The sequence below is a fragment of the Streptomyces sp. NPDC050418 genome (assembly GCF_044458745.1).
Lineage (GTDB): Bacteria > Actinomycetota > Actinomycetes > Streptomycetales > Streptomycetaceae > Streptomyces.
Map to the genome: position 1 here is coordinate 1 of NZ_JBITIG010000001.1, position 20814 is coordinate 20814.

Here is a 20814-nt window from a genome sequence, read left to right on the forward strand (position 1 = left end):
CGCGCGCCTCGCTCCGCGAGGACAACGCGCCGCCGCTACGCGGCGGAAGAAATGCCGCGCTCCGCGCGGCTGGAATTCCGGCTCCGCCGGAATTCGTGGCCAACTCCGTTGGCCACTGCTCGAATTGCTCCGCAATACGAGCAAATTCCCTTGCTCCGCAAGGGAATTGATGGCCCTTCGGGCCGTGGCTCGAATCGCTCCGCGATTCGGCCTGTGCAATCTGCTCCGCAGCTTGCACCAAAAGCGCAGCGAGAGGGTGTGCCCGGAGTTGGCGAGCTGCAGGTCGCCGGCGATCGGGTCGTTCCTCTGGTGTGGTGATGGTTGTTCAGTTTTGTTGTTCTGTACGGGATTTGAGATTGAGGGCTGGGTTTATGCTGCGAATCCGACGGCTGATACGTATTCGTACTGGCCCCATTGGGAGCCGAGGTCCACGATCGAGTCGATCCAGGCTTCGTCCAGGGCGCTGGTGTCGCCGGCGGCCCAGGCGCGGATGATGGTGTCCCATTGGCGGATGTTGAGGGTGCGGTATTCGAGGACGCGTTGGAATCTGCGGTCGACCTGGGACTGGTTGAGTGGGTGGATCTCCACTCGGGTGCCGCCTCGGCTGTTGAGGCGCTGGAGGAGGTAGCGGGCGACGTTGTTGCGGCGCACTGTTTGGTAGGCGGTTTCGATTTTTGTGAGGTTTGCTTTGGATGGCTGTCGGCGGCCGGTCTGCCAGGCTTTGAGGGTGCGGTCGGTGACGGTGAGGCCTGCTTGGCGGGCGGCTTGGAGGGCGTGTGGGGTTCTGGTGAGGTAGTTCAATCGTGCTTGTAGGCCGCGTCGTTGAGTGATGGGGGTGGCGATGAAGCCGGCGAGTTTGTCGAGCTGGCGAGCAATGGCGTCGCTGCCTTTGATGCCGCGGGCGCCGTATTTTCCGAACTCGTTTGTTCTGTCCGGCATTTGAGTCACCTCCCGCCTCTGTCGTTTTCTTTGCTGTGTTCTATGCTACCCCAACTGTCATGGGTTTATGGCGTTTTGAGCGCCATTTGGGAGAATGGAGGGTGCTGGAATATGGGGGTTGTGGAGTGGTCGCGCTTGGCCGTTTGATGCGGCCTGGGTTTACTTCTGCATAGAAGTGGTGGGTGCGGTGATGCGGTAAACACGCCTGGGTGAAGGAGAGGTGGTTCATGTCCAAGACGGGCAGATAGGTGGAGTCGGGCCGCATTCAGAAGCGGCTGACGTGTTCGGGGAAGGGGCTCACCGGTCAGGGTTGTCGTGATCTTCACGGTCCTGAGATCCTCGCCGGATGTGGCGTGAACGGATCCTGGCAGTGATGGCAGAGGCGGAGCTTGCTGCGCCGGCGACCATCGAGGCGTTGCCTGAGATCCTCGCCGGATGTGGCGTGAACGGATCCTGGCAGTGATGGCAGAGGCGGAGCTTGCTGCGCCGGCGACCATCGAGGCGTTGGCTGAGGTTGAACGTGTTCTGGGGCAGGCGCTTCCCGAGGAGCTCGCGTCTTTGCTGCGTGAGTGCAATGGAGTGTGCGGGCATTACGGGACGGACGTGGTGTGGAGTGCCGAGCGGATCGCGAAGGAGAACGCATTGTTCCGTGCCTCGGTGGACTTCGCCGAGCTCTATATGCCCTTCGAGCCGCTGATGTTCTTCGGAGACAACGGTGGCGGGGATCAGTTTGCGTTCGTCAGGGTCCCGCTGCGTGACGATGTGTTCGTCTGGGATCACGAGACGGACGGACGTATCTGGGTGGCGAACGGGATGGACGACTACCTGCGTCGGGTCCTGGAGGACTCTGGGGACTGGTGGCGGGACTGAGCTTTCAGCTTTCAGGGGGTCGTCCATGCGGGCGTGGGCGAGGCGGTAGGGGTTGATGCGCATCCAGAGAGCACAAGGGTCCCGATGTCAGGGGCTTGATGGCTCGACGCCGTCCGCGGTCGGTCGGAACGGCGGAACCGAGATCACTCCGTTCTCTCCCAGCACGATGCGTTCGAGGATCTGTACCACGACGGCGGCGGGGCTCACCGGTGACTCCCGCGCATATCTGGCAGGCAGGTAGCCCGCCCATGTGATGCGGTCGGTCGTCTCCGCCGACAACCACACCTCCATCCGCAGTCCGAAGGCGTCGCCTCGTCGCCATGCTTCGCCTCCGGGCTGGTCGGCCACCGAGTCGTTCCGGCGTCTGTCTCGCTCCCGCGCCCAGGCGGAGCCTTGAACGTCTCTCAGAGGCTCGCACACCTTCCAGTTCATCTCGTTCATCAAGGCTTGGACCCGCCGCCATTCCAGATGCCGCGCGGTACAGATCTCTGCCAGGTACTCGGCGTCAAAGTCCTCGTAGCCCGTGGCTGGATCCCTCAGCGTCCGCGCCCGCTCCGCAGCGTCCTGCTCCCAGGCAGCCGCCTGGGCCAGCCTGGCTGCCACAGCTGCAGCGTCGAGCCCGTCACCCTCGTGACGGATCCCCTCACGCACACGATCCTCAACGCCCCACACGTTCGTGTCCCCTCCAAGCTCCACACACCACGCCCAGGCCCAGGCCCATGCTCCGGGATGTCTGCGCCGCCTCGATGATCCCCGCGTGCGCGGCCGCCATGCACCACACGGCTCGACCGAGACACGCCTCGGGGCGATCATGGCGACGTGTCGTCGACCGAAGCAACAGGAATCGCACTGACGGGACCATGCCGCCTTGTGGGATGAGGGGGGCATCGGGTCGTCGTCGGCGCCCTTTGGTGTCGTCGGCGTACCTGGACTGCTGCGCCGGTGCTGCCGAGGGGCAGCAGAGAAAGAATTTTCTTCTGGCTTGTCGATCGGGTGGTGTCCCGTTCGTCGTCATCATGTACGGCAGTCCGCCGTATGACCGCAGGACAGTCGAAGGGGAGCCTGACCATGAAGTACATGATGCTGATCAACGGGATCGCGGATGGCAACGGTGATGCGGAGGGCTGCACGCCGGCCGACTGGATGGCGTTCGACAAGGACGTCAGGGATGCCGGGATCCTGGTGTCCGGGGAATCCCTGGCCGATCTGGTCACGGCGACCACGGTCCGGGTCGACGGGGACGGGCGGCGCACCGTGACGGACGGGCCGTTCGCCGAGAGTCGTGAGGTGCTCGGCGGGTTCTATGTCATCGACGTGCCGGACCTGGACGCGGCGCTCGACTGGGCGGCCCGGTGCCCGGGGGCTCGCGGCAGCGGTTCGGTCGTGGTGCGGCCGGTCGCGGATTTCGGGGCCTGAGTATGCCGGACGAGGCGCCCGCCGGGCGGGAGGCCGGGGTCTGGGTGGAGTCCGTGTTCCGTGAGGAACGCGGGCGGCTCCTGGCCTGCCTGGTGTCCCGTTTCGGCGATCTCGATCTGGCCGAGGAGGTCACCTCGGAGGCGGTGGAGGCTGCGCTGGTCCACTGGCCGGTGCAAGGCGGTGGACCGGCTGCGGCGCGACCGCGTGTATGCGGACCGGCTCGCGGTGCTGCGGGTCGAGGCCGAGCGTGCGGGGCCCGCTTTGGCGGCGGACGCCGCCGGTGAACTGCCGGACGACCGGCTGCAGCTGTTCTTCACCTGCGCGCACCCGGCGCTGGCGGCGCAGGACCGTACCGCGTTGATGCTGCGCTGCCTGGCGGGGCTCGGCACACCCGAGGTGGCGCGCGCCCTTTCTTGTGCCGGTGCCGGCCATGGCGCAGCGCATCGTGCGGGCCAAGAAGAAGATCCGGGAAGCGCGGATCCCGTTCCGGGTGCCGGGGGCGGACGAACTGCCGGAGCGGCTGCCCGGCGTGCTGCAGGTGGTGTACTCCATCTTCACCGAGGGTTACGTGGCCAGCTCCGGACCGGACCTGCAACGCCTCGATCTTGCAGAGGAAGCGATCCGGCTGGCCCGGATCCTGCGCCGCCTCATGCCCGGTGAGCGGGAAGTGGCGGGGCTCCTCGCGCTGATGCTGCTCGTACATGCACGGCGTAACGCGCGCACAGGTCCCGACGGAGCTCTCGTCCTCCTCGACGACCAGGACCGGCAGCTGTGGGACCGGCCGATGATCGACGAAGGCACCGCGCTCGTCGTGACAGCGCTCAGCGGTGGCCCGCCGGGCCGGTACGGAGTGCAGGCGGCGATCGCGGCGCTGCACGACGAGGCACCCGACGTGGCGGGCACGGACTGGCCGCAGATCGTGGCCCTGTACGAAGTGCTGGGCGCGATCGCGCCTTCCCCCGTGGTGGAACTCAACAAGGCGATCGCGGTGGCGATGCGGGACGGCCCGGTGGCAGGCCTCGCTCTCCTGGACGCTCTGGCCGACACCCCGCAGCTACGCGGTCATCACCCCTATCAGACAGCACGAGGCGAACTGATGGAACGCCTCGGCCGGCAGACCGAAGCGATCGCGGCATACCGCGCGGCACTCGCGGGGGCCGGCACCGACCCCGAACGCAACCGACTACGCCACCGCATCACAACACTCACGGCGGAACAGGTCTCGGACGGCGAGCCGGAAGGGCACGGGAACCGAACGCCTGGCGAGAGCGCGTGACCGGACAGGGCGAGTGCAGGTGGCTACACGCCTGCGCCGTCCACGAGAGTCAACAGCTCCTGTGAATCCTGCACTTGACGCCCCTTCACTTCTGTTGAAGCGTTGCCGGTACGCGGAGTCGAACACCACGCGGACGGGGGTTGGCGGTCATGCAGGAGCGGCAGGCGGATGGAGCTGCGGCACGTGATGCCGCCCGTATGCATCTGCTCGTCTTCAGTGTGGCCAGCACACTGTTCCTGATGGCCGGCGGCTACTTTCTCGGGTCGATGATCGGCTGGTGGGCTGGATCCGACTGGATGGATGTGACGGCCGCGGTGGTGTTCGCGAGTGTCATCCTCGTAGCACGTCTCCTCACCAAATAAGCAGGCACCGGCCGGACACGTCGCCATCAGCAGGCACTCGCCGGACACGTCGCCATAAGCAGGCCTGGCCGGACACGTCGCCGACTCATCGCGGCGGCCTGCGGCCGGACACGTCGCCGACTCATCGCGGCGGCCTGCGGCCGGTCACGGAAGACGGCTGCGAGCCTCTGCTCACCCTCGACGCACTACTTGACGCTTCTCGCCCGTGCGCCTCATTCCGACAGCCGGGTCGAACCCGGCCTCGGTGAGAACGTCAGCGGCGACTCCACGGCCGACCTGGACGCCGGAGCCAAGCCCGGATTCTGACGCAGCCGCAACTACGCCCGTTCCACCGGCACTTGGTGTCCCCCGCCGGGACACCGGCAGACTCGCTCGCGTCTGTCGGCCGGGCTCGGGGCATGACGCGTCGGCCGCCGTCCGTCCACATCGGCGGCACACTCCACGTCGTGGTCGTCCGCAAGATCGCGCGCCGGTCCTCGATCGGGCTCCGCCCGGCGCGACTTGCGGCTGCTGCGTTACCCGAAGACAGCCCGGCGTCCGCCTCACCTGTTCGCTCCGAAGCGCTGCCCGGCTTGCCACACCGTCCACAGCCGGGCGTATGTGCCGCCGGCGGCGAGGAGTTCATCGTGGGTGCCGGTCTCGGTGATGCGGCCGGCGTCCATGACCACGATCCGGTCGCACGCGGCGGCTTGGGAGAGCCGGTGGGCGATCACGATGCCGGTCCGGCCGGCCAGGACCGCTTCCGAGGCGCGGTCGAGCCGCTCGGCGTGAGCAGAGCCCGCCTCGGCGGTGGCTTCGTCGAGGATCGCCAGTTCCGGGTCGGCGAGGAGCAGCCGGGCGAGGGCGAGTTGTTGCGCCTGCGCCTCGGTGAGCGGGTGTCCGCCGGTCCCGACCACCGTGTCCAGGGCTTCCTCCGACAGGTCCAACAGGCCGGCTGCGCCGGTGGTTCCGAGCGCGGCACGGATCTCACCGTCGGTGGCGCCGGGCGCGGCGAGCGTGAGATTGTCTCGTAGTGTCCCGGCGAACACGTGTACTTCCTGCGTGATCACCGCGGTGCCGGAGGGGCGGGTCACAGTCCCCGCGTCAGGCCGGTGAACGCCCGCGATCACAGCGGCGAGCGTGGTCTTCCCCGCCCCGGACGGGCCGACGATCGCGAGGTGCTGACCGGCCGGGATGTCGAGGGCGATGCCGTCGAGCACGAGTGGACCGTCGGCGTAGCGGAACGCGATCTCGCGAAGCCGGACAGCGGTGGCTGTCTTCGCCGGGACCGCCGGGACCGCCGAAACCGCCGGAACTGCCGAAACCGCCGGGACTGCCGGGACTGCCGAAACCGCCGAAACCGCCGGAACTGCCGAAACCGCCGGATCTGCCGGATCTGCCGAGTCCGCCAGGTCTGCCCGCCACATCGCCGCGCCGGCCGCGTCCACGGTCGGGACCGTGACGACCCCGATCATGCGGCTCAGCGATGCGAGGGCCGACTGGAGAGTGTCGATCACGAACAGCAGTTGGTTGACCGGCCCCAGCAGGCGCAGCACAAGCAACATCGCGGTCGTGGCGCCGCCGACGGTCGAGGATCCCCGGTCGATCAGAATGAATCCGACGACGAGCACAGCAGCCAGGCTCAGGCATTCCCCGAGGTTGAGCCGGGCATTGAGCATGCTCTGCACGGTGCGCGCCCGCAGCGACTGCACCGCGACGCCCCAGGAACCCGACATCACAGCGCGATGACGTCGCTCGGCGAGCCCGAAGCCGAGCACAGTGGCATACCCACGCCGAGACTCAAGGATCTGCTGCACACGCCCGGTGGGCTGGATCGTCAGATGGGCTCGTTCGCGGCCGTTGTGATGACGGGCTCGGTGCCGGTGGGCAGAAGTTCAAGTAGGAGATTCACCGCTTCCTCGGCGGTGCCGACTTCGCCGATCACGGTGAAGGGCTTGCGCCGGTGAACCCTGAACCGGCCATTGAGCAGGGGCTCGATGGTGCCGGCCTGCACGGTCCATGGGTAGCCGGTGGAGCTGCTGAAGAGCAAGGCAAAGTGGCTGGTGAACGGATACAGCCGTCTGAGACGGGGTTGAGCGGCGGCTGCATCCAGCAGCGGGACGATGCCCGGATAGGGGTGACCGGGCTTGTGGATCTGGTGCGCTACATACCGCCACTGCCAGGCAAGTCGCAGGGACTGCCAACGAGCCTCCACAGCGTCAGCCGGCCCGCGACGGTGTGCCGCGGCCATGTCCGGCAGAACCGGCCTTGGAGGCAGGAGTGGCTGTTCGCCTGAGGTCTCGCTGTTCGCATCCACTCTCGTAGTGTCGCCGCGGACGCGGTCGTGGCGGATACGGACGTCGTGCGCGGCCCGCATGGTGCGGAAGTCGTTGCTGAGGGTGGACAGCTCGCCGAACAGGTCGCGCGGGGCCCGGTCGTGCGGTTCGCGTCCGGCCTCGACGCGCCGTTGATGGCGATGCTCACGCTGCGCCTGCCCACGCGCCCGACCCTGATGCTTGCCCAGGGCGCCTACGCCCTCGGGCACGCGGTTGTGCCCTGATGGGTGGGTTGTTCTTGTAGCAGGCTATGTTGGCGGCGAGGGTGAGAAGGGCGGTGCCGGCCCAGGTGCTGGTCGGATTCGATGCCGGTTCGGGCGATGCGCGGCACGATGCCGCGTCTGCGTGGTCAGGCCCGATGCTCAGCCGAGAGTGAGCGGGGCGGTGGCACTGCGGCCGGCGGCGTCCGGGGCAACGCGCAGGTGCGCGCCGGTGCTGACGGATCGCCCCGATAGCCGGCATTGCTATGGACGCGACGAAGGGACCCCTCGTGGGCTACGGGATCATGCCTTACTCGGTGAACATCAACGTGCTGCGCAAGCCGCACGCCTACACGTCCGATCCCGAGGAGTTCCTGGGGTGGATCCAGGGCCGGCACTGCACCGGCGGCGAGTTCGACCCCACTCCGCAGACGATGCGGGAACTGTTCTACAACGAGCCGTTCACCGGGGACGGCCACATTTACGGCTACACCCTCAAGGCTCTCTGCGAGGAATTCGGCGGACATCTGAACAATGGCTTCTGGCACAAGTTCGGTTCCGGCTGGCTCGACACGGTGCAGACCGCACTGGCCGAAGCCGGCGTGCGGTTCGACCCGAACGACCTGCTCTACTCCGGATCGCCGGTACCGCTCCCGCCCGTCGACGATTTCCCGCTCATCGGATACGTGGAGCGCGAGGAGGCGCTGCGGCTCGCCGCGGAACTGGACGCCGCGGACCTGTCGGCAATCGAGGACGCCCATGTCGCCGGGGGCGTCGCAGAACTGCACGGCTGGCTGAAGGCGTGCAACAACGTCGAGGGCGACGAATTCAACTCCTCCGACCTGGTCTGCTTCTACCACTGAACCCATCTCACCCTTGGGTTGGTCGAGTGAAGATCCGGCAGGGGCTCGCTCCGGGCGGGGACATCCCGCCGGATCTGTCCACCACGCGCCCCCAGGCGCGGGCCTCACCCATCCGTGCGTTTCGGAAAACGGAGCGCCTCGTAGACGGCGATGGCATCTTCCGGCCGCTGCTGCTGGAAAGCCGCGTCCAGAGCGGCTTGTTCGGCTCGGGCGTTGGAGCCGTCGGGCTGGCCCGCGAACGCTGCACGAGCCTGCGCGATCAGCGCGTCGGTGACATCCGGGTAGGCCTCAACGATCTCCCACAACGTCGTATCGGTCCACGCATCGAACCCGTTGCAGGAGGTCGAGCCTTCCCCCGCCACGACGGCGGCCAGGGTCTCCTCGAAGGTCCGCCGAAGTTCGTCATCGGTGGGGTAACGGCTCCACATAGGCGCCTCTCCTGCCCAAAGTTGATGAACTAGCCGAAGTACCGGTCAACGACCCAGCGTCTCTGAGAGCGCCCCCCAGAATGGGGTGACGGGTCAGTGCCGGGCGAACCGGGTCGGGCGCCTCACAACTTTCCGTCGCGGAACCGGGACCAGCTGCCGCCGCCGTCGGTGGAGACCCAAACGCCCTCACCCTTCACCCGTTCCACGACGTCGGAGGTGGTGGAATCGGCGATCCCGACCAGAGCCTTCCCCTGCGCGGACACCGAGGTGAAACCGACCGGCGTCGCGACCCTCGTGAACCGCGAACCGTCCGGGCTCCCCACCCAGAACTGCCCCTTGCCGAGCGCCTTGACCAGCACGCGCCCGTCCGACAGCACCTCCACCGGGCTGTCGCCGTCGAGCCCCTTCAGCGGCATCGACGGCGTACTCGGAACCTCACGCCAGCCTGCGCCGTCCCGATGGAGGCGCAGCGCCGGCTTCTCACCCTTGCGTTCGCTGCCCACGTACGCGACAAACGTCCCCCCACCCGCCGCGATCCCGTTGACGTAGTACTGCTCCGAGAGCTGCAGATTCTCCGCACCCGCCGAGGTGGCGATCCGCGCAGGTGCGGCGGCCCGCTCCTGGTCCTGCTCCACCTCCCACGTGGTGCCCCGCTCCGGGTCGACCGTCATATCCACAATGTCCCCTTCGAGCTCGGGTACAGGTGCGACGGAACGCGACGACGGCCGGAAGGCGTACTTGGGCTGCGCATAGCCAGAACTCCCGCGCCCGACAGCGACGTCACCCGGACGAGTCTCCCGAAGCGCCTTCTGCGTGGTGACCGGATGCTTCTCCCCTGCGGCGTCGAGCAGCCAGCGCTTCCCGTTCAGCGGATCGAACAGGAACCCGCCCGCGGTGGCACGGAAGTGCCCAGGCAGGCCCATCTCCATGTCGCCGTGCTCCGCATGATCGGCGACCCGCTTCCCCTGTGGGGAATAGAGGCGCCAGGCGTAGGCGGCGGGCCCCTCGTCGTCGTCCCGCCCACCCGCGAAGAAGCTCAGCAGCAGCGAACCGTCGGCCCCTCGAGCAGCCTCCTGAGGGGCTCCTGCCACGTCGATGACGTCCTGCACCGCTGGCGTCGAGTCCTCGACAACCGCGTCGTACTTCGCCGCTCGCTCCTTCGCCGACGAGGGAGCAGAGGAGGAAGCAGAGGAAGCGTCGGACTCGGCGTTGCAGGCGGTGGTGAACCCCAGAGCGGCAAGGGTGGCCAGGGTGAGTGCGGCGGCACCATGGGACCGAAGGCGGGGGCGGGAGTGCGAGCGTTGCGGCATGGAGGACCTCGGAGGGTGCGCTTTACTTGATGGCATGACTGATCGTCGTGTCGCATAGTCACACGTGAGAGGTGGGCTGGGTAGTTCCGAGGGGCGAAGGACGAACACCAGACCGCAGGAGTTCAGTCAGTCAATGCCCCCGACAACGGAGTCTTCTGCCTCCGAATGAACTCCACCGTGCTGAGCCGGTGTGCAATCACTACACGGGTGCAGCGGAGTTCCTGAAGGTTCTGCTGGATGGACTTCCGGGACCGCGACTGTGGCATTGGGCGGCCCGGGTCCCGTAACGAGACCCGGGCCGGTCCTCAGCGGCTGGGCTCCTGCATGGTGACGCAGTGAGCCCCGCCGCCGCCATTGCCGTAGAGGTTGTCCAGGTTGAGCTGGACGACGGGCCGGTCATAGGCGGCGGCGATGGCCGTCTTGGCTGCAGCGTCCTTGGCGGTGTCGCCGAACTGGGCGGTGATGACCGCCTGGTTGGTGACCGTCCAGTTCATGTAGGAGCTGAGGAAGTCCGCCCGCTTGCCGGGCGATATCCGCGGCAGCGTGTCCGGTCCTTCGATGGTGAGGACCTGGAGCCGGCGGCCCTTGGCGTCGGTCGCGTCGGCCAGGACGTCGTGGATGGCCTGAGCGTTGTCCGTCCACACGTCGGGTCGCACGGCGCCGGCCAGTTGCACCATCACGACCCCGGGCTTGATGTAGCGGGCGGTGCCGTCGATGTGGCCGTCGGTGACGTCCCATCCTGTGACGCCGGGAAGCCAGATCATCTTCGTCGCGCCGAACCGGGACAGCAGTTCCGCCTCGACCTGACCGCGCGATTTGCCTGGGTTGCGGTTGCGGTTGAGCCAGCAGCTCTCGGTCGCCATGAGGGTGCCGTCGCCGTCGTACTCGATGCCGCCGCCCTCGCCGACCACGGATGCTTTGGCGAACGGGACACCTGCATGGGCGGCGATCCGTCCGGCGACCACACGGTCCTTGTTGTAGGCGGAGTAGGGCAGGCCGTAGAAGGTCGTGGCGTTCTCGCCCCAGGCGTTGAAATTCAGGCCGAAGGAGTCGAGGCCGCCGGCCCCGTCGACGCGGAACATCGGGCCGGTGTCGCGTACCCAGCAGTCCGACACCGGGATGGAGCTGATCACCGTGACGGTGGAGCCGCATGCGTTTCTGGCCTGCGACGCGGCCGAGGAACCGTCCGCGCACATGATGACCGGCTCGTGCTCGGCGACTTCCTTGGCGAGCTTGGCGATGTCTGTCTGGATCTTGGACAGCAGGTTGCCCCAGATCGTGTAGCTGGAGGGCCAGGCCATCCAGGTCCGCTTGTGCGGGGCTTCTTCGCCGGGGACGTGCCAGGAGGCGGCCGCGGCCGGCTGGATGCCGCCGAGTACCGGCCCCACCGCCAGGGCGGCGGCGGCCGCCCCGGTCCGGGAGATGAGGGTTCTGCGGCTGATGCCTGGGCGTTCGCCTCGGTGCTCTGCGTTCACGTGGTGCTCCTTCTCTCAAGGGCTTGTACGTGCTGGAGCGGGTTGGTCAGTGCAGGCGATCCAGCAGCCCCTCCTCTCGCACCAGCCGGCGTTCGGTGGTCAGATCGAGGCTTCGGGCGAAGGCCCAGTAGAGGGCGCCCGCGACCGGAAGGCCGACGAAGATCGAGCAGTCGACGCCGCCGAGGGCCTTGGCGACGGGCCCCACGAAGAGGCCGGTGATGACCATGAAGGGGGCCATGCAGGCCAGCCCGATCGCATAGGCGAGGTTTCCTCGCCATCCCCACCGGCCGTACATCCCCTGCGGGTTGAAGATCTCCTTGACGACGTACTGGCCTCGTCGGACGAAGAAGAAGTCGACGAGGTTGATGGCCGTCCACGGGATGAAGAGGTAGGTCAGGACAACGACCACGTTCGAGTAGAACCAGTTGAACTGGTCGATGCCGACCAGGGTGGAGACCGTGCCGACGGCCACCAGCATGATCCCGATCGTTGCGACCCGGATCGCCCGCGTCGGTTTGACCGGCCGGAACGAATCGACGATCGAGATCATGGTGAGGCTGCCGCCGTACTGGTTGATCGCCATGATGGAGAGCAGCCCCACGAGCAGAACGATCACCGCGACGGTGCCGAAGCCGTCGAACAGCCGGTCGGCGGCCAACTTCAGGGCGGTCACCGGGTCGGTGCCCTTCGGAGCGCCGGCCGATACGACGGCGCCGAGGACGAACACCCAGATGCCTGAGATCGCGCTCGGCAGATAGGTCCACCAGAAGGTGCTGCGGACGGGGACATCGGGTCTGAGGTAGCGCGAGTAGTCCGAGACGTACGGCGCCCAGCCCAGCTGGAAGCCGGCGACGAAGACGAACACCAGCATGAAAGGGGCGAGTTCGAACGGGCCCGGGGTCCAAGTGCCGTCCGGCAGGCCGCCGCCGAAGAGGGCTGCTGCGGTGATCGCTGCGGTGATGACGACGAAGGGCCAGGTGAGCCATTTGTTGAGCCGGTGGATCCACTCGTATCCGAACAGGGCAATCACCGTCGCCACCGCGGCGCCCAGCAGATAGCCGAGGCCGTTGGGCATACCGGTGAGCAGGTTCATGGCCTGGCCGGACAGCAGGGCGTCGGAGGTATTGAAGGCCACGTAGTTGACCAGGGCGAACACCCACACCGTGAGGGCGGCTCCGAGATAGCCGAACTGCGGCCGCGACTGGACCAGTTGCGGCAGGCCCAGCTGGGGCCCCTGGGCCGAGTGGAACGCCATGAAGAACGTTCCGAAGAGCGAGCCGAGGACGGTGGCGATAACTGTCCAGACGAGCGAGGCGCCCATCGACAGCGTCACGACGCCGGTCGCCAGGCCCGTGAGATTGAGGCTGCCGACGAACCAGATGGCCCCGACGTCCGAGGGTTTGCCGTGCCGTTCCGACAGGGGCACCCAGTCGATGGAGTGCTGTTCGATGCCCGCGTGCGCTGCGGAGTCATGCGTCTGCGCGTCAACTGGCCCCATGTGGGCTCCTGTTCAGGGAAATGTCCATAAGACACAGCAGCGCCGGCATGACCGCCGGCGCTGCACGGTGCGCCCACAGTAGGGACTGACTTAAATTTCAGTCAATCGGTCGGACGGCACTCATCGGTCGAAGTTTCGAGTCATACGTGTCAGGCGACGGGCTGCTGCTGCGTGACGCAGTGGATGCCCCCGCCGCCGGTGCCGAGACGGTCGATGTTCAGCTGCTCGATCCGCCGGTCGGGGTAGAGACGGGACAGGGTCGCCCGCGCGGCCTCGTCCGCCGTACGGTCGCCGAACTGGGCCGAGATGACTGCGTCGTTGCAGAGGTAGAAGTTTGCGTAGGACGCGAGGAAGTCCCGGTTGGTGGAGCGGATCTTGTTGTAGTCCGGACCCTGGAGGCGCATCACGTCCATCGCCCTGCCTGCCGAGGTCGTCGAACTGGAGAGGGTGCTGTACTGCCGGCGGGCGTCGCGGGCGTAGGCGTCGTTGTCGGCGGCGACGGGCATCTGCACGAGGGCCTCGCCTGGGGCGAGGAAGCGGGAGGTCGCGTCGACGTGGTCGTCGGTGATGTCCTGGCCGTACACGCCGTCGAACCAGATGACTTTGGACGCGCCGTACGCGTCACACATCGCCCGCTCCAGCTCGCGTTCCGGCACCCCGGGGTTGCGGTTGCGGTTCACAAGACTGCTTCGGGTGGCCATCAGGGTGCCGGCGCCGTCCTGCTCGATGGCTCCGCCCTCGCCGACCAGGTCGGCAGAGGTGAAGGGCACATCCACGTGGGCGGCGATCCGCTCGGCCACCAGGGCATCCTTGGCGTGGGGCTGCCTGTCGCCCCAGCCGTTGAAATTGAGGCCCACGGTATCGAGGCCGCCGTTGCCGTCGGTGCGGAACACGGGACCCGTGTCGCGCATCCAGCAGTCATCGACCGGGATGGACGTGATGACGCTGACCGCGGTTCCGCACATCGAGCGGGCCTTCGCCGCACTCCGGGAGTTGGCGCACATCACGACCGGCTCGTACTTCGCGATCGTGCGCGCGATCAGTGCGATGTCCGCCTGCACGCCGCTCAGCATGCTGCCCCAGATCGAGGTGGTATCCGGCCAGGCCATCCACGTACGGGTGTGGCGGACGTCCTCGACCGGGACGCGGAAGGTGCGGGCGGACGGCGCTGCCCCGGCACGGCTTTGGACGGCGGTCGTGGCGGCGGCGCCGGCGGCAGCGGCCAGTCCGGCTGCCGCCAGGAACCGGCGCCTGTTGAGGCCGGGGCCGGCGTGGCGGGCGGCAGGGCGGTGGTTCATGGTTGACCTCCTGTGTCAACGTGCGTGCGTTGTGGGGGTGCCGGTCACAGAGGTGGGTGGGCGCACAGATGCCCCCCAAGGCCTCGCTGCCGGGTTCGGTGCGGTGGCGGTCTGTGGTGAGTGCGCTGCGCCGCAGAATCAGCGCCGCGTTCAGAGCGCCCTGCGGGCGGCGGCGATGGCCTGCGGGTCCCAGCCGGGGCGGGGCACGGATTCCAGCAGCAGCCGCGTGTAGGGGTGTTGCGGTGCCGCGAGCACGTCGGCAGTCGGACCCGCCTCGACGACCCTGCCCCGGCGCATCACGATGACGTCATCGGTGACGCACCGGACCACGCCGAGATCGTGAGTGATGAACAGGTAGCCGATCCGGGTCTCTTCGCGGATGTCGGCGAGCAGGTTGAGGATCTGGGCCTGAACCGAGACGTCCAGTGCGGCGACCGCCTCGTCCAGGACGAGCACCGCGGGTTCGACGGCGAGTGCGCGGGCGATGGCGACGCGCTGGCGCTGTCCGCCGGAGAGCTGCCGCGGCAGCGCGTCGGCGGCGCGGGTGCCCAGGCCGACCTGGTCGAGGAGTTCGCGGACGCGCCGGTCGTGGTCCGCACCGGGAAAGTGCAGGCGCAGGGTTTCGCGCAGGACCTGTTCGACGCTGGTCCTCGGATCCAGCGACAGGTAGGGGTCCTGGAAGACCATCTGGACTTCGCGGGCCCTCGCCAGGCGCTGGTGCCGGCCGCGGCCGCGGGAGACGCGAGCCCGGCCGCGTACCAGAACGTCCCCGGCATCCGCCTGTTCGAGGCCGACGACGATCCGGGCCGTGGTGGTCTTGCCGGAGCCGGATTCACCCACGATGCCCAGCGAGCCGCCCTCGGCAAGAGTGAAGGACACATCGTCGACGGCGCGGACACTGCCGAAGGCTCGGCAAAGACCGGCAGCTTCCAGAACGTTCTCAGACATCGACGGGGCTCCCCTCGAGACGGTCGCTGTGGTGACAGGCGGCCTGGTGGTGCGGCTCACCGGGTGCCGGCTGCGGTGCGGGGGCCTGCTGGTCGCAGATCTCGGTGGCCAGCGGGCAGCGCGCGGCGAACGGGCAGCCGGTCAATTCCTGCCGCAGGTCGGGGGGGTGGCCGTCGATGGCGGCGAGCCTCCCCTGCGGGGCTTCCAGGCGGGGCGTGGAGGCGAGCAGCGCCGAGGTGTACGGGTGCCGGGGCCGTGCGAAGAGGGCTTCGGCGGGGCCGCTCTCGGCGATCCGGCCGGCGTACATGACGTAGACGCGGTCGCTGATGGCGGCGGCGAGGTCGAGGTCGTGGGTGACGAAGAGCAGGCCGGTGCCGAAGCGTTCGCGGAGTTCGGCCAGGAGAGCGATGACCTCGGCCTGTGTGGTGACATCCAGTGCGGTGGTCGGTTCGTCGGCGAGCAGGAGTGCCGGGTCCCCCATCAGCGCGGCGGCGATCATGACGCGTTGCAGCATGCCGCCGGAAACCTGGCCCGGGTACTTGTGCAGGGCGGACTCGTCCAGGCCGACGGCCCGGAGCAGTTCGACGGCCCGTGCCGTGGCGTCCGCCTGGCTCATGCTCATGCTCCTGGCCAGGGTCACGCTCTCGGTGAGGAAGTCACCGATGCGGCGCAGGGGGTTCAGGGCGGTGCGCGGATCCTGGAAGATCATGGCCACCCTGCCGGTGCGCAGAGCGCGCAGTTGGTCGGCGTTCATGGTCAGCACGTCCTGGCCGCTCACCCGGACAGCGCCTTCGACAACGGCGCCGGGCGGCAGCAGCTTCAGGGCGCTGCGTGAGGTGAGGGTCTTCCCGGATCCCGACTCGCCGACCAGCGCGACGGTTTCACGGGCGCCGACGTGGAGGTCGACGCCGTCGAGGACGGGCCGTGCTGTGCCGGGCAGGGTGATGCGCAGCCCCTGGACGTCGAGGGTGTAGGGGGTCTTCGTCAGGTTCATCGGTCTCTCCTGGCGACGCGGTCGGCCCAGCGCTCTCCGACCACGTTGAAGGCGACGACGGTGAGCACGATGAACACGCAGGGCAGGATCGCCGACAGCGGGTAGCCGTGCTGGATGGCTGTCTGGCCGTCGAAGACCATGCGGCCCCAGTCGGGGGTGAGCGCGGGTACCCCGAGGCCGAGGAAGGACAGGCTGGCGAGGTCCATCAGTGCGTAGCCGAAGTTGATGGCGGACTGGGCAAGAACGACGGGGGCGATGTTGGGCAGGACGTGACGCACGCAGATCTGGAGGGCCGAGTGCCCCTGGACCTGATAGGCGCTGACGTAGGGGCGCTTGCGTTCGGCCAGCACGAGGGAGCGGGTGAGGCGGCTGACGTAGGGCAGGTAGGCGACCGAGAGGGCGATGACGGGGGCGAGCAGTCCTTCGCCGTAGATCGAGATGATCAGGATGGCGAGGAGCATCCCGGGGAACGCGAAGACGAGTTCGGTGCTTCGCGACAGGACGGAGTCGAGCCAGCCGCCCCGCCAGCCCGCGGCCATGCCGACCGCGACGCCGGCGACGGTGGAGAAGACCACCACCCCGAGGGGTCCCAAGAGCGAGGTGCGAGCGCCGAGGAGCAGCCGGGAGAGCGTGTCGCGGCCGGCGGCGTCGACGCCGAGGAGGTGCTCCGCGGACGGACCGGCCAGCGCGTTGCCGAGGTCGACCGCGTTGGGGTCGTACGGCACCAGCCACGACGCGAGGAGCGCGGCTGCCGTGACGAGGCCGACGAAGCCGAAGCAGGCCAGGTGCAGCGGGGACCGGGCGGTGCGGATCTTCTTGAGTCCGGGCCGGCGGGTCAGGACGGCGGTCATGCGGCGGACCCTCTCGTGCCGAGCGTGATCCGTGGGTCGGCCAGGGGAAGGAGCAGGTCGACGATCAGGTTCACGGCCATGAACAGGGCGACAATGATCAGCGAGATCGCCTGGACGGTGGGGAAGTCCTTGGTGGTGGTGGACAGTTCGAGGAGCTGGCCGATGCCGCCGATGCTGAACGCGGTTTCCACGAGGATCGTGCAGACCAGGAGGGTGGAGACGATCAGTCCGCCGGTGGTGAGGACTGTGCCGAGTGAGTTGCGGAGCACATGGCGGTAGATGACCTGGCGTTCGGGGACTCCGCGGCTGCGGGCGACGGTGACGTGCTCGCTGTCGAGAGCCTCGAGCATGGCCGAGCGGGTGACCCGCGCCAACATGCCGATCAGGTAGAGGGCGAGGGCGATCGCGGGGAGGGTCAGGTGCCAGAGCATGTCGCCGAATCCGTCGCCGGCTCCGCTGCTGGGGAACCAGCCCAGTTTGACGGCGAACAGGCCCTGGAGGAGCACTGCTGCGACGAAGGAGGGGGTGCCGACGGCGAACGTGGTGCCGACCAGGATGGTGGAATCGGTGGCACCGCCGCGTACGGCTGCTACGCAACCGAGGACCAGGCCGATCACGGCGACCACGACCAGGGCCATGACGACCAGCAGCAAGGTGGTGGGCAGGCGGTCGGCCAGCAGGCGTGACACGTCGGTGCGGTAGGTGATGGACCGTCCGAAATCTCCCTGGACCACGTCGCCGAGCCAGCTGATGTACCGGACGAAGAAGGGATCGTCCAGGTGGTACTGGGCTTTGACCGTGGCGATGGCCTCCGGTGAGGCCGAACGTCCCGAGAGCAGGAAGCCGGCCGGGCTGCCCGGCGCCAGGTACATGGCGCCGAACACCACGAACGATGCGGCGAGCAGGGTGGCGGCCATCTCCGCCACCCGGCGTACGGCGAATCTCAGGAAGTTCACCTCGCGGCCCCCACGTCGGCGGCCCACGGGTAGTACATGTACGAGATGGTGGTGGGCGCGCCGGTGATCCTCTTGTTGAGGAACACGGTGGTGGGCCACTCCGCGACCGGGATCCACAGCACCTGCTCGGCCACGTGCTGTTGCAGGTCGGCCTCGATCTGCATCCGCTTGTCCGGCTGGTAGACGCCGGTGGCCCGGTCCACGAGGCGGTCGTATCCCTTGTCGCTGTATCCGGCGAAGTTCAGGTAGGCGCCGGTCTTGAAGTTCGCCAGCATGTCGAGCGGGTCCGTGATGTTCTGATACGAGGTGTACGGGAACAGATCGATTCCCTTGCGCGCGCCGGGGTCGGTGAAGAGCGCGGTGAAGGCGTTCGGGGCGATGGTCTTGAGGCGGATGTCCAGGCCGATCTGGGTGCCGGCCGCCTGAACCGCGGTGGCGAGGAGGGAGACGTCCTGGCCGATGGAACTGGTGGCGACGGTCAAGGTCTTGCCGGTGGCACCGGCCTCCTTGATCAGCTTCGTGGCCTTGTCGATGTCCCGTTCGGTGGGCGGCAGGGCGTCGAAGGCGGCTTTCCTGGTTCCCTCCGATGCTGCGGTCCAGGCGGCACGCGGGGTGAGCGAGTTGGTGACGGTGCCCGCACCGCCGAGTCCGGCCTGGACGAACCCGGAGCGGTCCAGGGCCAGGGAGAGCGCGCGGCGTACGCGGACGTCACCGAGCGGGCCCTTCATGTTGGTGACGTTGACGTTGACCGTGGTCAGTCCCTCACCGAAGTACAGCTTGCCCACGCCGCTGTCGCGCAGGCGGTCGTAGCTCTCGGTCGGGATCAGATAGCCGCCGTCGGACTCCCCGCTGAGCATGGAGTTGGTGCGCGATGACGGGTCGGTGAGGACCCGGAAGACGGCCTTCTTGGCCTTGGCATTCCTGCCCCAATAACCGTCGAACCGCTCCAGTGCGATCGACTGGCCCTTGTCCCAGGTACCGAGCTTGAACGGCCCGGTGCAGGCGAGGTCTCCGCTGGTCCCGTAGTCCTTGCCCGCCGCCTTGATTCCGGACCTGGAGGCCACTACGCCCGCGGCGGTCGCCATGTACTGCGGGTACTGGGAGTCGGGCTTCTTGAGCTTGACGGTGACTTGGAGCTTGCCGGTCTTCTTCACGGAAGCGACGTTCTGGAATACCTGCGCCCAGGCGGCGGCGTTGTCCGGGTCCCGCTGCCTCTCCAGGCTGAACACCACGTCGTCGGCGGTCATCTTCCCGCCGTTGTGGAACCGCACCCCTTCGCGCAGGTCGTAGACCCATGTGGTGGGGTCGGGGTTCGATGCCTTCTTCGCCAGGCCCGGCTCCATGGTGAGCCCGGGCGTCCAGCGCATCAGGCTCTCGCACACATTGGACAGGATCGTGTTCTGCGGATAGTCGAACGCCATCGTGTAGTCGAGGGTGGGCGGTTCCGCGTACACGGCCCAGGTGAAGGAGTCGATCTCGCCGCGGGCCGGAGGCGTCGAGGCGGAGAGCTCGATCTCACCCCCGCTGTCCTGCGAGTCCTTCGGCGGGCCGGAGCAGGCCGCGAGAACCACCAGGGAGGTCAAAGCGGCCGTCGTCACGGCGATCCGTCCGCGCCGGAGGCGGGGCCGTCTGCTGCCGGCAGGGGGCAGGGTAGTCGTCATCGTCGCGCTCTCTTTCCTTGAGGGGGTGCGGGCGGCCGGAGGGCTGCTGGAACAGCCCTCCGGGAGCGTTCCGACGTCGGCTCAGGTCGTGGCGGGGACCGCGGGGATCTGCTGCGTGATGCAGTGGACCCCTCCCCCGCCGTAGGCGATGCCGGGCGCCCGTACTCCGACGACCTTCCGGCCGGGGTACGCATCCGCGATGACCGCCAACGCGTCGTCGTCCTGGGGTGCGCCGGGCACCGGGACGACGACGCCCCCGTTGGCCACGTAGTAGTTGAGGTAGGACACTTCGACCTCGCCGCCGGCGATCGCGGCGTATGCGGTCTGCGGGACGTCGATGATCTCGAAGGAACGGCCCTGGGCGTCCGTGGTGTTTTCGAGGACCGCGCGGTTGGCGCGCATCCGCGCGTAGTCGGGGTGTGCGGGGTCGTCGGGCAGGGAGACGACGACTTTGCCGGGTGCGGCGAACGCGCAGACGCCGTCGACGTGCCCGTCGGTCTCGGTGTCCAGCAGACCGCCGTACGGAAGCCACACAACCTTGTCCACGCCGAGCCGGGATTTCAGCTCCGTCTCGATCTCGTCCCGGTTCATCCCGGGGTTCCGGTTCGGGTGGAGCAGGCACTGCTCGGTGGTGATCAGCGTGCCTTCGCCGTCGACCGTGATCGCACCGCCCTCAAGGATCATGTCGGAGGCGATGCGCTCGACGCCGAGGTGGTCCAGGATCAGGGCGCTGATCCGGTCGTCGGAGTCGAACGGGCTGTGCTTGCGGCCCCAGGCGTTGAACCGGAAGTCCACTGCGGCGCGGTTGCCGTCGGCGTCCAGCACGAACAGCGGGGCGGAATCGCGGAACCACGAGTCGTCCTGGGCCAGCTCCACCACGGTGATCCGGTCACCGCACCGCGAGCGGGCCTCGTCGCCGTGGCCCGGCGGCGCGACCATGGTCACGGGTTCGAACGCGTGGATCGCGCGGGCGACGTTCGCGTACTCCTCCTTGACGTCGTCCAGCACTCCTCCCCACAGGTCCTCCCTGACGGGCCAGGCCATCAGGCACCCCTCGTGCGTGGACCACTCGGCAGGCATACGGAATGCAGTCATCACGGGTCTCTCTTCGTTTCGCCAGAAGTACCCGTCGGCGGTGGCCGGCTCAGCCTGGC

The 20814-nt window shown here is 68.1% G+C and carries 19 protein-coding genes and 1 pseudogene; 5 read left to right on the top strand and 15 right to left on the bottom strand.

Annotated elements, in window-relative coordinates; translation table 11 throughout:
- Positions 1–369 precede the first annotated feature (369 nt).
- Positions 370–939 (bottom strand): transcriptional regulator, encoded by a 570-nt coding sequence (locus ACIBI4_RS00005; protein WP_399201176.1) that lies wholly within the window; start codon positions 937–939, stop codon positions 370–372.
- Between the two features lie 462 nt (positions 940–1401).
- Between ACIBI4_RS00005 and ACIBI4_RS00010 the strand changes: the two genes are divergently transcribed.
- Positions 1402–1809, top strand: coding sequence for an SMI1/KNR4 family protein (locus ACIBI4_RS00010; protein ID WP_399201177.1), 408 nt, complete (start codon positions 1402–1404; stop codon positions 1807–1809).
- An 87-nt stretch (positions 1810–1896) separates the two neighbouring features.
- Here the strand turns inward: ACIBI4_RS00010 and ACIBI4_RS00015 are convergent, their stop codons facing one another.
- Positions 1897–2460, bottom strand: coding sequence for a hypothetical protein (locus ACIBI4_RS00015; RefSeq protein WP_399201178.1), 564 nt, complete (start codon positions 2458–2460; stop codon positions 1897–1899).
- 417 nt (positions 2461–2877) lie between these two features.
- Between ACIBI4_RS00015 and ACIBI4_RS00020 the strand changes: the two genes are divergently transcribed.
- The 3 genes and pseudogenes from ACIBI4_RS00020 (at position 2878) to ACIBI4_RS00030 (ending at position 4863) form a co-directional block, all read left to right on the top strand.
- Complete coding sequence (locus ACIBI4_RS00020; RefSeq protein WP_399201179.1) at positions 2878–3225, top strand: YciI family protein; 348 nt, start codon at positions 2878–2880, stop codon at positions 3223–3225.
- Positions 3226–3227: 2 nt separating this feature from the next.
- Positions 3228–4501, top strand: a pseudogene (locus ACIBI4_RS00025) (RNA polymerase sigma factor).
- Positions 4502–4650: 149 nt separating this feature from the next.
- A complete protein-coding gene (locus ACIBI4_RS00030) occupies positions 4651–4863 on the top strand; it encodes a hypothetical protein (RefSeq protein ID WP_399201180.1) in 213 nt (70 codons plus the stop codon).
- Positions 4864–5405: 542 nt separating this feature from the next.
- Here the strand turns inward: ACIBI4_RS00030 and ACIBI4_RS00035 are convergent.
- Together ACIBI4_RS00035 and ACIBI4_RS00040 are read right to left on the bottom strand one after the other, a co-directional pair.
- On the bottom strand, positions 5406–6620 hold the full coding sequence (locus tag ACIBI4_RS00035; protein WP_399201181.1) for an ATP-binding cassette domain-containing protein: 1215 nt from the start codon (positions 6618–6620) through the stop codon (positions 5406–5408).
- A 59-nt stretch (positions 6621–6679) separates the two neighbouring features.
- Positions 6680–7387, bottom strand: coding sequence for a DUF6193 family natural product biosynthesis protein (locus ACIBI4_RS00040; RefSeq protein ID WP_399201182.1), 708 nt, complete (start codon positions 7385–7387; stop codon positions 6680–6682).
- A 257-nt stretch (positions 7388–7644) separates the two neighbouring features.
- On the opposite strand from ACIBI4_RS00040, the gene ACIBI4_RS00045 reads away from it, so the two are divergent.
- Entirely contained in the window at positions 7645–8241 is a 597-nt protein-coding gene (locus ACIBI4_RS00045; RefSeq protein WP_399201183.1) for a hypothetical protein, read from the top strand.
- 104 nt (positions 8242–8345) lie between these two features.
- On the opposite strand, the gene ACIBI4_RS00050 is transcribed toward ACIBI4_RS00045, so the two are convergent.
- The 11 genes from ACIBI4_RS00050 to ACIBI4_RS00100 all read right to left on the bottom strand — a co-directional run bounded on the left by ACIBI4_RS00050 (position 8346) and on the right by ACIBI4_RS00100 (position 20755).
- Entirely contained in the window at positions 8346–8669 is a 324-nt protein-coding gene (locus tag ACIBI4_RS00050) for a hypothetical protein (protein ID WP_399201184.1), read from the bottom strand.
- Between the two features lie 122 nt (positions 8670–8791).
- Positions 8792–9778 (bottom strand): hypothetical protein, encoded by a 987-nt coding sequence (locus ACIBI4_RS00055; RefSeq protein WP_399201185.1) that lies wholly within the window; start codon positions 9776–9778, stop codon positions 8792–8794.
- Positions 9779–10284: 506 nt separating this feature from the next.
- Entirely contained in the window at positions 10285–11454 is a 1170-nt protein-coding gene (locus ACIBI4_RS00060) for an agmatine/peptidylarginine deiminase (protein WP_399201186.1), read from the bottom strand.
- 46 nt (positions 11455–11500) lie between these two features.
- A complete protein-coding gene (locus ACIBI4_RS00065) occupies positions 11501–12952 on the bottom strand; it encodes a purine-cytosine permease family protein (protein WP_399201187.1) in 1452 nt (483 codons plus the stop codon).
- A 149-nt stretch (positions 12953–13101) separates the two neighbouring features.
- The gene (locus tag ACIBI4_RS00070; protein WP_399201188.1) at positions 13102–14250 is read right to left on the bottom strand and encodes an agmatine/peptidylarginine deiminase; all 1149 of its coding nucleotides are present in this window, start codon (positions 14248–14250) and stop codon (positions 13102–13104) included.
- Between the two features lie 150 nt (positions 14251–14400).
- A complete protein-coding gene (locus ACIBI4_RS00075) occupies positions 14401–15198 on the bottom strand; it encodes an ABC transporter ATP-binding protein (protein ID WP_399201189.1) in 798 nt (265 codons plus the stop codon).
- Entirely contained in the window at positions 15191–16192 is a 1002-nt protein-coding gene (locus ACIBI4_RS00080; protein ID WP_399201190.1) for an ABC transporter ATP-binding protein, read from the bottom strand. The genes ACIBI4_RS00075 and ACIBI4_RS00080 overlap by 8 nt, the downstream gene beginning before the upstream one ends.
- Positions 16189–17043, bottom strand: a complete 855-nt coding sequence (locus ACIBI4_RS00085; RefSeq protein ID WP_399201191.1) for an ABC transporter permease — start codon at positions 17041–17043, stop codon at positions 16189–16191. The genes ACIBI4_RS00080 and ACIBI4_RS00085 overlap by 4 nt, the downstream gene beginning before the upstream one ends.
- Entirely contained in the window at positions 17040–17999 is a 960-nt protein-coding gene (locus ACIBI4_RS00090; protein WP_399201192.1) for an ABC transporter permease, read from the bottom strand. Before ACIBI4_RS00090 ends, ACIBI4_RS00085 begins: the two co-directional genes overlap by 4 nt.
- On the bottom strand, positions 17996–19597 hold the full coding sequence (locus tag ACIBI4_RS00095; RefSeq protein ID WP_399201193.1) for an ABC transporter substrate-binding protein: 1602 nt from the start codon (positions 19595–19597) through the stop codon (positions 17996–17998). Before ACIBI4_RS00095 ends, ACIBI4_RS00090 begins: the two co-directional genes overlap by 4 nt.
- Positions 19598–19741: 144 nt before the next feature.
- A complete protein-coding gene (locus tag ACIBI4_RS00100) occupies positions 19742–20755 on the bottom strand; it encodes an agmatine/peptidylarginine deiminase (protein WP_399201194.1) in 1014 nt (337 codons plus the stop codon).
- Positions 20756–20814 lie beyond the last annotated feature (59 nt).